Origin of the sequence: Micromonospora sp. NPDC051543 (genome assembly GCF_044454415.1) — a bacterium.
Classification (GTDB): Bacteria; Actinomycetota; Actinomycetes; order Mycobacteriales; family Micromonosporaceae; genus Micromonospora.
Genome location: NZ_JBITDT010000003.1, coordinates 83971 through 96940 on the forward strand (window position 1 = coordinate 83971; position 12970 = coordinate 96940).

The 12970-nt window shown below is 66.8% G+C and carries 9 protein-coding genes; 1 reads left to right on the forward strand and 8 read right to left on the reverse strand.

Translation table 11 applies throughout. From position 1 onward, the window contains the following. Window positions 1-118: 118 nt before the first annotated feature. Both ACIA3K_RS06105 and ACIA3K_RS06110 read right to left on the reverse strand, forming a co-directional pair. Complete coding sequence (locus ACIA3K_RS06105) at window positions 119-1267, reverse strand: helix-turn-helix domain-containing protein (RefSeq protein WP_396799456.1); 1149 nt, start codon at window positions 1265-1267, stop codon at window positions 119-121. Beyond that, window positions 1254-1415, reverse strand: a complete 162-nt coding sequence (locus ACIA3K_RS06110; RefSeq protein WP_396799457.1) for a hypothetical protein — start codon at window positions 1413-1415, stop codon at window positions 1254-1256. Before ACIA3K_RS06110 ends, ACIA3K_RS06105 begins: the two co-directional genes overlap by 14 nt. 478 nt (window positions 1416-1893) lie before the next feature. On the opposite strand from ACIA3K_RS06110, the gene ACIA3K_RS06115 reads away from it, so the two are divergent. Then, the gene (locus ACIA3K_RS06115; protein WP_396799458.1) at window positions 1894-3144 is read left to right on the forward strand and encodes a helix-turn-helix domain-containing protein; all 1251 of its coding nucleotides are present in this window, start codon (window positions 1894-1896) and stop codon (window positions 3142-3144) included. Here ACIA3K_RS06115 and cutA read toward each other — a convergent pair. The 6 genes from cutA to glgX all read right to left on the reverse strand — a co-directional run bounded on the left by cutA (window position 3065) and on the right by glgX (window position 12798). Then, complete coding sequence (gene cutA, locus ACIA3K_RS06120) at window positions 3065-3394, reverse strand: divalent-cation tolerance protein CutA (RefSeq protein WP_396799459.1); 330 nt, start codon at window positions 3392-3394, stop codon at window positions 3065-3067. The genes ACIA3K_RS06115 and cutA overlap by 80 nt on opposite strands. 425 nt (window positions 3395-3819) lie before the next feature. Further along, complete coding sequence (locus ACIA3K_RS06125; RefSeq protein WP_396799460.1) at window positions 3820-5139, reverse strand: hypothetical protein; 1320 nt, start codon at window positions 5137-5139, stop codon at window positions 3820-3822. Beyond that, on the reverse strand, window positions 5126-6313 hold the full coding sequence (locus ACIA3K_RS06130) for an ATP-binding protein (protein ID WP_396799461.1): 1188 nt from the start codon (window positions 6311-6313) through the stop codon (window positions 5126-5128). The genes ACIA3K_RS06125 and ACIA3K_RS06130 overlap by 14 nt, the downstream gene beginning before the upstream one ends. Window positions 6314-6651: 338 nt before the next feature. Next, entirely contained in the window at window positions 6652-8376 is a 1725-nt protein-coding gene (gene treZ / locus ACIA3K_RS06135) for a malto-oligosyltrehalose trehalohydrolase (RefSeq protein WP_396799462.1), read from the reverse strand. Beyond that, complete coding sequence (gene treY, locus ACIA3K_RS06140) at window positions 8373-10679, reverse strand: malto-oligosyltrehalose synthase (protein WP_396799463.1); 2307 nt, start codon at window positions 10677-10679, stop codon at window positions 8373-8375. Before treY ends, treZ begins: the two co-directional genes overlap by 4 nt. Before the next feature lies 1 nt (window position 10680). Further along, entirely contained in the window at window positions 10681-12798 is a 2118-nt protein-coding gene (gene glgX / locus ACIA3K_RS06145; protein ID WP_396799464.1) for a glycogen debranching protein GlgX, read from the reverse strand. Window positions 12799-12970 lie beyond the last annotated feature (172 nt).

The following is a 12970-nucleotide window of genomic DNA, read 5'->3' on the forward strand; positions in this document are numbered from 1 at the left end:
TCGTCGGCGGGTCGCAGTTTCCGCGCAACTTCACGGAAACTGCTGCCTCGCACGCGCGGGAGACAGCAGTTTCCCTGATGTTGGGCGGATCTTGAGGCCGATCAGCTCGGCGAGGCGTTCAGCAGGTGAGGCCGACCAGCGTCGCCAGTCGCGCCACGCCGGCCGGCGCCGGCCGCGCCCGCGCACAATCGGCGATGAGGGTACGCGCCAGAGGCCGCCCCCGAACCTCGGCCGGCGCGACACGGTCCGCGTCGACAAGCGCCCGCGCCGCCCCGCGCAGGTCCCCGGCGTGCACGTACACCCGCGCGGCGTCGAGCAGGTAAGCGCCCCGATACTCGACCGGCAACCACCGCCAGCCCTCGCGCCGCACCACCATGGAGTGTCGTCGTAGCGCCTCCACCGAGTTGTCCCGCGCGGCGGCCAGCAGCACCCGTACCAGCTCGACGGTGACCGGGCCGAAGCTGGTGCGGTGCTGATCGTCGTACCCCCGAAGGTTTGCGGCGACGCCCGCGGCCCGGTCGGTCAGCGCGGCGGCGTGCCGGTGCTCGCCGCAGCCGGCGGCGGCGAGGGCGGCCTGGAGCAGCAGCGTCCCGCCCACGGCCCACTCCCCCGCCGACCGCTGTGGCCGGACGTGGTTCGCGGCGGCGAGCGTCGCGGCCAGGGCCAGGCGGTCACGGCCCGACGCGCGCAGCGCCTGCCCGACCGACACGGCCGCCGTCGCCGCGAGGACGGGGTCGTCACCGGCGGCACCCATCGCCCGGTCGGCGGCCAACCAGGCAAGATCGGCCTCGCCGAGCTTGACCAGCAGCGACGAGGTGATCCGGTACGCCGACACCAGCAGCTCCGCCGAGCGCGCGCCCTGGGCGGCGTCGAGCAGACCCGGCAGCACCCGCAGCAACTCGCCGTAGTGCGCGTGCTGGTAGGTCAACCAGGCGTGCCCGACCTGCCCTCTTGCCTCTTCCGGCGTCTGCTGGGTGGCCTCCGGGGTGTCGTAGCGGGCGAGCGCGGCCCGGATGTCGTCCACCCCGTCCGGCGTGCCCGCCGGAGTGCCGCGCGGCTGGCCGAGCAGCGCCTCCGGCTCGACCCGCAGGACGTGGGCCACCTCCTGAATGACCGAGTACCGGTCCAGGGGGCGGACACCCCGCTCGATCTTGTCGACCCAGCTCTTCGACCTGCGCAGCCGGTCGGCCAGCACCTGCTGGGTCATCTGCCGCCGTACCCGCCAGCTCGCCACCCGACGCCCGATCGGGACGTCATCGCTGCTCACGCCGCCACCGCCGGTCCGGGACCGCACGGGTCGTGTCCTCCACGGGTACGCGCTCCGCCTCGGCCTGAGCCAGGATGCGCTGCTTGGCAGCCTCCCGCTCGGCAGCTTCAGCCTGTTCACCCTTGCTCGACTGCTCGTCGCCTCGCACGCCACCTCCATCGACCAGTGGGCACAGCATCAGCCATCCAACGCCGCCACCCACCGTCATCGTCGATGCGGCATTCGGTGCCTTACCAGGCGAAACGCGTCCGTTACGGCGTAGCGGACAGGCGAAGGTGGTGGACCGTCTCGGCCACCTCACAGGCGAGTTCCCGGGAGGCTGCGGCAATGGCGTCTGCTGCCGCGAGGGTTTCGCGAGCCGCCGCCGCGTCCCCGGCCTGCGCCTGCACCACGGCGAGGTGCGGCTCAGAAGCCGAGTCGCCCGCTTCGGTCGACTACGCAGTCACGTCCGATCAATAGGACGCCAAGTAACGACCTCAGGTATACGGCTGCTTCCGCCCGTCCGCGGACGACAATGCCGATAGTTCAGACGTGACGGCGACAGTCGGCAGCGTTAGCGTGACGGATGGCAATCCTTGACCCGCAGGGGTTAGAGAGCTGCCACCAGCCGACCTGGGGTGATCGCGATGACTGAAGTGTCGTTCTCGGAGCGCATGCGCCAGCTTCGCGGCCAGCGTGGTCTGTCACTGCGTGAGCTTGCGAAGCTCACGTACTACGGCAAGTCCTACTTGCACGAGCTTGAGACCGGCGCGAAGCCACCCACCGCTCAGGTCGCCCGACACGTCGACGAGGCTCTTCACGCCGGTGGTGAGCTGTCCGCACTGGCCGCAACGCGTCAGGGCATCCGCCGTCGCGTTATCGTCGCCGCCGCCGGCCTTACTGCCGCGCTCCCACAAACCCTGCTCGCCCACGGTCGACATGTCGGGAGTGGCACGCCTGGGCAGTTGGCTGAGCGCACGGCGAGATTACGCCGGCTCGACAACTATCTCGGTGGCGCTGACACCCGTCAGATCTACGCGGCCGAGGTGGAGACGACAACGCGACTGATCCAGAACGGCGTGTACGCAGAGCGCACGGGCCGCCGACTGCTGGCGGTCCTCGCCGAGCAAGCGCAGTTGGCCGGTTGGGCGGCGTTCGACGCGGGTGACCATCCCGACGCGGATGGCAAGTTCCGAATCAGCATTGCCGCCGCACGGGAAGCCGACGACAACGCGCTAATGGCGAACGCGATGGCATTCCTTGCGTACCAGCAACTCGCCACCGGGCGTCGGGGTGCGGACGTGGCCAACGCGGCCTGCGAGACCGCCGGCACCACGGCGACACCACGGGTACGGACGTTGCTGCACCTGCGGGCCGCCTGGGCATCCGCTGTCGCCGGCGATGCGCCGACCGCCGACCGGCATCTCGGAACCGGTACGACCCTTCTTGCCGAGCGCGACAACCGGCCCGAGCCCGACTGGGTGTACTGGGTGGACGGCACAGAAGGCGAGATCATGACCGGCCGCTGCCAGACCGTGCTCCACCGGCCGCTTCGCGCAATTCCGGTGTTGGAGCGCGCCCTGGCAACCTTCTGCGACACGCAGGCCCGCGACAAGGCGCTCTACCTGTCCTGGCTTGCTGACGCCTACCTGGACGCGAACGAGATCGAGCAGGCGTGCAAGGCTGCGACAAGCGCCGTCCGCCTTGCCTCCGGCGTCGGTTCCGTCCGGCCACAGCAGCGAATTGACGCATTCCTACGTCGCGTGGAGCCGCACGCCGGGCTAACGTGCGTCGCCGATCTTCGGGCCCTCGTCGCGGCTATGCCTCCGCGCCCTCGACAGAACGACTCAACCACACCAGGTACTCGGTCGAACCCTGCACGATCGGAACCGCACTGACCTGCGGATTGGTCCACGGATGCTCGTCCAAGACGAACCGCTCCAACTGCGGATACCGCTCTGCCGTGGTGTAGAGCAGCACCTGCCACTCCTCGCCCGAGCCCTGTGCGCCGTGATGCCAGAACACACTGGTGACGGGACCGATCACCTGGCCGCTCGCGGCAAGCCGGGCAGCGACAGCCCCCTCCGCGAGCCGGACGCCGACCTCGCGCGTCTCGGTGGCCGTTGACACCTGGAGGTAGTCGCTCATCCGTTACACCCTAGCGGCATCGCGACACGACTCAGACCATCCAGAAATGACAAACAGAAGCATTGTCGGGCGTGGGCTGTTAGGAGACAGCCCGGCTGCGGACAAGCCCTGCCGGCCGAGGCGCTGAGAGCCACCACCCGAGGGATCGTCTGGGACACTCGTCGCCATCACTGTTTGCGCCGTGAATCTCGTGATCGATAAGAGCAGTCGCCAGGTACGCGAGTTCGTGTGCCAGTGCTGCGACACGCGGGCGGACCGGACCTGGGAAAACATCTACGAGGGTGACATCGCCTTCGCAGTGGCATCCTCGAAGACGAATGCCTAGATAGAGTGCCCGCACGGCTTCCGGATCTGCGAGAAAAGCGCATGGGAGAATGCTCTGGCAAGATTTTTGATAGCACAACTTCGCTGGACGGTCCCAACATTCACCAATAGATTGCTACAAACTCAACTTCCAGCTTACGCCCCAAATCCTTCACCCGATCAGGCGGCGGCAAACTGGACAGGCTATTTCGGCACTCGAGAGCGGAAACGATATTCGCAGTGGCCTCTTCGCGTAGACGTCGAACGACCTCACGGTCGGCGGTGGGGTCGATTGCGTTGGCTACGATGTCGAACGTGCGTCGTCGCACGTCCACGTCTTCTAGGTCAACTACAAGAATGCCTGGGGCCGTTGCGCTGGCGATCTTTGCAGGATCGAATTCGATATTCAGCTCGTCAGCCAAGCGCCTTCCGAAGGCATAGAGGTGCTCGTTGAAGTCCAAAGAGTCTTGGCTCGGGGACGCGGGCTGGCTCAAGGCAGTTTCGAAACTATCGGGCAGTTCATCGATCAGGCTCCCGATGTCGACCGACATGCCTCGGAGCACATCCGCGAGCTTAACCGGGTTCCAGTCATCGGAAAGTGCCGGCGACTCAATGCGCATATATGCGGTGTAGATGGCGTCATTGAAAAGGATTCGCCGGAGGTCCTTTGAATAAGATCTAAAATCAGTTACGCCGACCACCTCCAGCGGCCGCAGGATTTGGGTGATCTCGCTCTGCGCGCCGAGTAGGTTGCGATCGACGATCCAATCGGAGCCATCGACTTCAACTACGCCAAATCTGGTACTGACTCCGCGAATGGGAACCAGGCCAATCAGAAGTCGATCGATGATCTCAACGATTGGCACGACCTGTTCGTATACGGTGTCATCGAAGCCAAAGAGCGACTCGCGACCCTTTACGATCTCCATAATCGAGGAGATTCCGCTCACGAGCCGGTAGGTCTTATCTGCCCTGATTTCGAGTTCAAGCTCAAGGACCTCGCCACGCTTCATTTCATCGGCGCAGAGAAGGTAGCCATTCTTGCTTAACTTTCTTTTGGCCCGCTTCAGTTCCTGGACGTTTCTAATTTTCTGCGGCCGAAATTTGCGGATTCGCTTGCCATCTCTGGCGAGATGAATATCGTTCTCTCCGCCTGTGCGTAGATCCCGAAATGTGCTTTGAATGACAGAGCGGCGCACAACCTCTCTGGCGGATGTGTCTGTGCCGCGAACCCGCGACTCAGTACCTAGCTTTGCGCTTTTGAAGGACAAGCCCAATGTCGACTTTGACTCAACCTCGCTAGATTGAGTGAGGGTGTCCTTAACGGTTTCCGCAATGGATCCGTCTCGCGCAGCGACCAGACTGGTTACGCTGACCTCGTCAAGGTAAACAAACTCGCGCCGCTGCTTGCGCCACGCCCGGTCACGGCTACGGAAGATCACGGTCTCGCTCGCTTGTCTCGTGACGGGTGGAAATTCTTTGCACTCTTGGCAGCGCCTCGCGCACATCTTCGAGGCATAGCGCCTTTCGGCGGTCAAGCGCTGCGAGGATGGCAGCTTCAGTCCAAATTGCGGTTAGATCAGCCGCAGTCCAACCGTTGGTCAATCCGGCAATCTCATGCAAGTCTGGAGCCTCGGAGAATCTAAGACGTCTCGAGGACGCCTTAAGAATTGCAACCCTACTATCCGTGTCGGAAGGAGCAAACTCTAGCTTGTGCGCTAGCCGGCCAGGGCGCAACAGGGCGTCGTCTAGCGCGCTAGGCAGGTTTGTGGTGGCGATGACGATTACCTGATCGAATGACGTGAAGCCATCAAGCAATGACAGAAATTGCCCTACCAGCCGGTTCGTTGCCTCATGGTTGCCCGAGCCTCTACGTGTGTATAGACTGTCGACCTCGTCAAAGAAGAGGATAGCTGGACGGTTGCGACCGGCGTGTTCAAATATATCTCGGAGCCTTTTTTCGCTTTGACCTACGAATTGATCGACAATGGCAGGGCCGCTAATGTTATAGAAAGCCGCCTTCGTGGCATTGGCGAGCGCTTTTGCCAAGAACGTTTTTCCGGTACCGGCTGGCCCCGTAAATAGCATCCCCTTGATCGGCTTGGCTCCAATCTCTTTGATCAAGTCTGCTGGGTCGAGTGCCACGCTTACGAGATCAACTGCCCGTTTGACTATCCGAGTTGACCCTCCGAAGTCATCAAGCGTGACCTCGTTATCCTCTGGGCGGACAACGAGACTTTCGATATCGAAGATGTCGCGATCCAGGACGCCAAGACGATCAATTGGTTTATTAGACAGAACTCCCCGCGGGCGTCCGAGATGGTCGATCTCTACTGTCTGACCCTCGACCAAAGGCGAACTGTCCCGCTGTGCAAATGAACGAAGTTTCCCATCAACTTCAATGACGACTCGAGTGGGAGTAGTGTGCTTGATGGTGCCTACTTCAGTTCCTGCATCCCACAGTTCGCCGGTAACTTTTTCGGGGGGTTTTCCGTCTTCACAGAAGAGGACATCGCCAATTGTCCAGCCTTCGTCGTTAGTAGATGAAATGTACCCAGATAGTCCACCTAGGAAGTCAACCCAGATGCGCGACGAATCGGAGTCAATCTTGCGCACCTTTGCTATGCGACCTTCGGTTGCCATTGAGCCCCTGTAGCAGCTGTTCGGGAATCCTTGCGAGGAGTGGACAGCTTAGCTGACGGGGATGATGTCTCGCCGCCCCGCCGTTCGGCCGAGGGTGGTGTCGTGCCCACCAACACCTCTTGTCGTCCTTTGGTAATGCGTCATCGGTTCAGCCACGCAGTCTCCGGCGAGCCTCGGCACCCGTACACCTGCTGTGTGCCGACGATGCGACGCGTGGTGGATGACGCGCAATGCCGAGATAGTTCCGCCCGGGCCGCACACTCCTCTGCAGCGATCCGCGTACATCCCCCTTACGCGATTCGCCATCGACGTCACAACGCCACGATCGCCGCTGTCTCCGCCGGGAGCTCGATCCGGTCCCGCATCACCGTGACTCCCTCGCCGGTAGCCAACAGCACCCGCCGAGCCACCCCAGGCAGCGACACCCCCTGACCCCGCCCCGCGAAGTTGGCGACAACCAACGTGTCCCCCCGCCGCATCAGCAAAAACTGGTCCCCGTGCTGCACAGACACCGCGTGCATCCGAGGATCCGACAGGTCCGCCACCGACCGCCGAAGCGCGATCAACCGCTGATAAAACGACAACATCGACGCGTGCTCGGGCTTGTCCAGCTCGGCCCAGTCCAACCGGGACCGTACGAACGTCTCCGGGTCCTGCGGATCAGGCACGTCCCCCTCGGGCCACCCGTGCGAGGCGAACTCCCGCCGCCGCCCGGTCCGCACGGCGGTAGCCAACTCCGGCTCCGGATGCGACGTGAAGAACTGCCACGGCGTGGACGCCGCCCACTCCTCCCCCATGAACAGCATGGGAGTGAACGGTGCCGTCAACAGCAGCATCGCCCCGACCCGTACGAGCGCGGACGACAACGAGGCCGAGATCCGATCCCCGGTGGCCCGGTTGCCGATCTGGTCGTGGTTCTGCAAGTAGGCGACCAGCCGGTGACCGGGGACGCGCGAGTCGAGGGGCCGCCCGTGATGGCGGTTGCGGAAGCTCGACCAGGTGCCCGCGTGGAAGAACCCACCGGTAAGAACGTCCGACAGCGTCTCCAGCGAGCCGAAGTCGCCGTAGTAGCCCTGCCGCTCCCCCGTCAGCAGCGTGTGCAGCGCGTGGTGGGCGTCGTCGTTCCACTGGGCGTGCAGCCCGAACCCGCCCGCCTCCCGGGGCGTGATGAGCCGTGGATCGTTGAGGTCGGACTCCGCGATCAATGACAGCGGCCGGCCCAGATGAGTCGACAAGGATTCAACGGAAACCGCCAGCTCCTCCAAGATCGGAACAGCCCGCGAGTCCGGCAGCGCGTGCACGGCGTCCAGGCGCAGGCCGTCGACGTGGTAGTCGCGCAACCACATGAGCACGCTGTCGATGATGTAGCGGCGTACCTCGTCCGAGTGTGGGCCGTCGAGGTTGATCGAGCGGCCCCAACTGTTGCTCTGCTCGGCGAGGTAGGGACCGAACCGTGGCGCGTAGGCCCCGGAGGGCCCGAAATGGTTGTAGACGACGTCGAGGATCACCCCCAACCCGCGAGAGTGGGCGGCGTCGACGAACCGTTTCAGGCCGTCCGGGCCGCCGTAGGGCTCGTGCGGGGCGTACCAGCAGACCCCGTCGTACCCCCAGTTGTGTTCGCCGTTGAAGGCGTTGACCGGGAGCAGTTCGATCATGTCGACGCCCAGGTCGACCAGGTGGTCGAGGCGCTCGATGGCCGCGTCGAAGGTGCCCTCGGGGGTGAAGGTGCCGATGTGCAGCTCGTAGAGGACGCTGCCGGGCAGCTGCCGACCCGTCCAGGAGGAATCAGTCCACTGGAACGCAAGATGGTCGTAGCGGCGGCTCGGCCCGTGCACACCCGCAGGCTGCCACGGCGAGCGGGGGTCGGGCAGCGCGGTTTCGTCGTCGTTCAGCAGAAAGGAGTAGTCGAGGCCGGCGTCGGGCACCTCGACGGTCCACCAGCCGTCGGCGGCGGCGCGCATGTCGTGGTCGGTGTCGCCAGCCAGGCGCAGGCGCACCCGGCTGGCGTCCGGCGCCCAGACGGAGAATTGGGTCATGACGAGGCCTCCTCGGCAGCGGTGGGAGGAGCCAGCAGAGCAACGGGGTAGTCCGCGAGAAGATTGTCCAACGGGACCTCCCCGCCACTGTAGACCCGGCCGGTGAACAGGTCCTTCACTTCGTTAACGCCAAGCGACAGGGCTGTGTCACACCAGCCACCGGCCCGTGCCAGGCCGAGCGGCAGCCGGGTCGCCACGGCGATCACGCCACCCCGGTCGAACGCCACCACGTGCCGGCCGACCGGGCCGTGCGCCGGCACCGGCCGGTAGCCGGTGAACAGCTCCGGGTGCGCCCGCCGCAGGCGCAGCGTCCGCGACACGACGAGCAGCTTCGCCGCTCCGTCGGTGTCGACCGGGGGACGCCAGCCGCCGTCGAGCCGCGCCAGCATCTCCCGGCGTACGTCGAAGTCGACCGGCCGCCGATTGTCCGGGTCGACCAGGGAGTTGTCCCACAGCTCGGTGCCCTGGTACGTGTCCGGCACGCCGGGCATGGTGAGCTGGATCAGCTTCTGCCCGAGGGAGTTGCACCAGCCGGCCGGGGTGATCGCGGCGGCGAGTTCGGTCAGCTCGTCGTGCAGCGCCGGGTCGTCGTACATGCGGTCGATGACCGCGTGCATGGCCTGCTCGAAGCCCGGGTCGGGGTCCGCCCAACTGGTCGAGGCCGCGGCCTCCCGGGCGGCCTTCTCGGCGTACGCGTGCAGTCGCTCCCGCTCGATCGGCCACGCCCCGACGGCCGTCTGCCAGAGCAGGTGGGCGAACGCCGGGTCGGGCAGCGGCGCGTACTCCATCCAGGTCTTGACCTGCTCCGCCCAGCGGCCCGGCAGCTCGCTGAGTACGGCGAGGCGGGCCCGCACGTCCTCGCCGCGCTTGGTGTCGTGGGTGGAGAGGGTGGTCATGCTGGCGGGCCAGCGGACCTGCTGCGCGGAGGCGTAGCGGTGGAACTCGGCCGGCGGCACCCCGAAGTGGGCGGGGCTGCCGCCCACCTCGTTGAGCGCCACGAACCGGGTCCACCGGTAGAACGCGGTGTCCTCCACGCCCTTGGCCATCACCGCGCCGGTGAGCTGCGGGAAGCGCTTCGCCAGCTCGTCGTCGGGGTCGCGCAGCCGGCGGGTGATCGCGTCCAGGGCACCGGTCAGGTCGGGCCGGCGACGACCCGCCTCGGAGCGGGCGGCGGCGAGGTGCCGGGCGCCCTGCGGTGGGTAGCCCCGGTAGACCGGGAACACCGCGGCCAGCTCGGCGAGCGCCGCGCGGGCCTGCTCGGTCGGCACCTCGGGCGCGAGCGCGGCGAGCCGGGTCAGCTCGGCGGCGAGCAGGTTGGTGGCGGCGGCCAGCTTGGTCGAGTGGGTCAGGTCCTCCCACGAGGTGCGCTGCCCGGTCAGCCGGGTGTCCAGCACGGTGAAGTCGCCCTCGGCGTCGGTGTCGACGAAGAGGCCGTTCACGGCGGCGAGAGCCTCGTACCCGGTGGTGCCGTCCACCGGCCAGTCCGGCAGCTCCTCGCCGTACTCCAGGATCTTCTCCACCACGAGCCAGGCGTCCGGCGCGGCCTCGCGCAGCCGCGCGAGGTAGCCGGCCGGGTCGCGCAGGCCGTCCGGGTGGTCGACGCGGATGCCGTCGACCTCGCCGTCGGCCGCCCAGCGCAGGATCAGCTCGTGCACGGCCGCGAACACCGCCGGGTCCTCCACCCGCAGGCCCGCGAGGCCCGCGATGGCGAAGAACCGGCGGTACGTCAGCTCGGCGTCCCCGCGTCGCCAGGAGACCAGCTCGTAACGCTGCCGGTCGTGCACCTCCCGGGCGCTGCCGTCGCCCGTGCCGTCGGCGATCGGGAAGCGGTGCTCGTGGTAGCGCAGCTCCCCGTCGACGACCTTGAGGTCGTCCAGGGCGGCCGGGTCGTCGGCCAGGACCGGGAGCAGCAGCCGGCCCCGGTCCCAGTCGATGTCGAACCAGTCGGCGTACGACGAGTCGCGGCCCCGGCGCAGCACGTCCCACCAGGCCGGGTTGGCCGGCGGGACGGCGACTCCGGCGTGGTTGGGCACGATGTCGACGACCAGGCCGAGCTGCTTGTCACGCAGGGCGCGCACCAGCCGCTGCCGGGCGGCCTCCCCGCCCAGCTCCGGGTTGACGGCGCGGTGGTCGACGACGTCGTAGCCGTGCTGCGAGCCGGGCGTGGCGGCCAGCAGCGGGGCGGTGTAGAGGTGGCTGACGCCGAGGTCGTCCAGGTAGTCGACGATCGCGGCGGTGGCGTCCAGGTCGAAACCGGGGCGGACCTGGACGCGGTAGGTGGCCTTGGGAGGGGTGGCCGGCATGTCAGATCATCCTCTCCAACACGACGAGGGACCGGTCCGGCACCCGGATGGTGCCGCCCGCGCTGATCACCGTGGCGTCGGCCGGGTCGGGGTCGGCGGTGCTGATGACCCGTTCCCACTTCTGCCCGTACTCGCTGCCCGGCATCGTGAAGTCCAGCGGCGCGTCGTGGGCGTTGAAGCACAGCAGGAACGAGGCGTCGTGGTGCTTCTGGCCGTACTGGCCGCGCTCGCGGATGCCCTCGCCGTTGACGAACAGCGCCACCGAGCGGCCGAAGTCGTTGCCCCAGTCGTCGCCGGTCATCTCCCGCCCGTCCGGGGTGTGCCACGCCAGGTCCGGCAGCGGCGCGTCGACGTCCCGCCCGCCCACCGGCAGGCCGGTGAAGAACCGGCGGCGACGGAACACCTGGTGGCGCTTGCGGAAGTCGGTGAGCGTCCGGACGAAGTCCAGCAACTGCTCGTCGGCGTTGTCCCAGTCGATCCAGGCCAGCTCGCTGTCCTGGCAGTAGGCGTTGTTGTTGCCGTGCTGGGTACGCCCCAACTCGTCGCCGTGGCCGATCATCGGCACGCCCTGCGACAGCATCATCGTGGCCAGGAAGTTCCGCCGCTGCTTGGCCCGCAGCGCGAGCACCGCCTCGTCGTCGGTGTCGCCCTCCACGCCGCAGTTCCACGACCGGTTGTGGCTCTCGCCGTCCCGGTTGTCCTCGCCGTTCGCCTCGTTGTGCTTGTCGTTGTACGACACCAGGTCGTTGAGGGTGAACCCGTCGTGCACCGTCACGAAGTTGATGCTGTGGAAGGGGCGGCGGCCGTCGTCCTGGTAGAGGTCGGCCGAGCCGGAGATCCGCGACGCGAACTCGGCCAGGGTGGCCGGCTCGCCGCGCCAGAAGTCCCGCACGGTGTCCCGGTACTTGCCGTTCCACTCCGTCCACAGCGGCGGGAAGTTGCCCACCTGGTAGCCGCCGGGGCCGACGTCCCACGGCTCGGCGATCAACTTCACCTGGCTGACCACCGGGTCCTGCTGCACCACCTCGAAGAACGTGGACAACCGGTCCACCTCGTAGAACTCGCGGGCCAGGGTGGCCGCCAGGTCGAAGCGGAACCCGTCGACGTGCATCTCGGTCACCCAGTACCGCAACGAATCCATGATCAGTTGCAGGGAGTGCGGGCTGCGCACGTTCAGGCTGTTGCCGGTGCCCGTGTAGTCGACGAAGTAGCGGCGGTCCTCCTCGCTGAGCCGGTAGTAGCTCGGCGCGTCCACGCCCTTGAAGCTCAGCGTCGGCCCGAGGTGGTTGCCCTCTGCGGTGTGGTTGTAGACCACGTCCAGGATGACCTCGATGCCCGCCGCGTGCAGCGCCTTGACCATGCCCCGGAACTCCTGCACCTGCTGCCCCAGGCGGCCCAGCGCCGAGTAGCCGTGGTGCGGGGCGAAGAAGCCGATCGTGTTGTAACCCCAGTAGTTGCGCAGGCCCAGGTCGACGAGGCGGTGGTCGTGCACGAACTCGTGCACCGGCATCAGCTCGATCGCCGTCACCCCGAGCCGGGTCAGATACTCGATCATCGGCGGGGAGGCGATCCCCGCGTACGTGCCGCGCAGCTCCTCGGGGATGTCCGGGTGCCGCATGGTCAGCCCGCGCACGTGGGCCTCGTAGATCACCGAGTGGTGGTACGGGGTGCGCGGCGGCTTGTCGTTGCCCCAGTCGAAGTACGGGTTCACCACCACCGACTTCGGCATGAACGGCGCCGAGTCGGTCTCGTTCATCCGCTCCGGGTCGCCCAGCTCGTAGTCGTACACCGCCGGGTCCCACGTGACGTCACCGTCGATGGCCTTGGCGTACGGGTCGAGCAGCAGCTTGTGCGGGTTGCAGCGCAGCCCGTTCGCCGGCTCGTACGGCCCGTACACCCGGTAGCCGTAGCGCTGCCCCGGCTCGATGCCCGGCAGGTACGCGTGCCAGACGTACGCGTCGACCTCCCGCAGCTCCACGCGGCGCTCGGCGCCGGTGTCCCACTCGTCGAACAGGCACAGCTCGATCCGCTCGGCCACCTCGGAGAAGATGGCGAAGTTGGTGCCCATCCCGTCGTAGGTGGCGCCCAGGGGATACCGCTCGCCCGGCCAGACCTGCATGTCGCTCCCTCAAGCCATGGTGATGTGCGCGCCGGCTCAGCCGCCCGCGCGCAAGCGGGTAGTGCCCCCGCCCCGGGCGCGCCAATCCATCCTTTCAGGCGGTGACCGGAATCCACCTGTCTGATGCTCGCTACACCCTCAGGTGTCTTCCGTCACCATGGCCGATTTGAAG

What these genes read in the sequence shown, in the direction of transcription:
- ACIA3K_RS06115 (WP_396799458.1), top strand. Translation starts at nt 1,894, where the DNA reads ATGACTGAAGTGTCGTTCTCGGAGCGCATGCGCCAGCTTCGCGGCCAG.
- cutA (WP_396799459.1), bottom strand. Translation starts at nt 3,394, where the DNA reads ATGAGCGACTACCTCCAGGTGTCAACGGCCACCGAGACGCGCGAGGTC.
- treZ (WP_396799462.1), bottom strand. Translation starts at nt 8,376, where the DNA reads ATGACCCAATTCTCCGTCTGGGCGCCGGACGCCAGCCGGGTGCGCCTG.
- treY (WP_396799463.1), bottom strand. Translation starts at nt 10,679, where the DNA reads ATGCCGGCCACCCCTCCCAAGGCCACCTACCGCGTCCAGGTCCGCCCC.
- glgX (WP_396799464.1), bottom strand. Translation starts at nt 12,798, where the DNA reads ATGCAGGTCTGGCCGGGCGAGCGGTATCCCCTGGGCGCCACCTACGAC.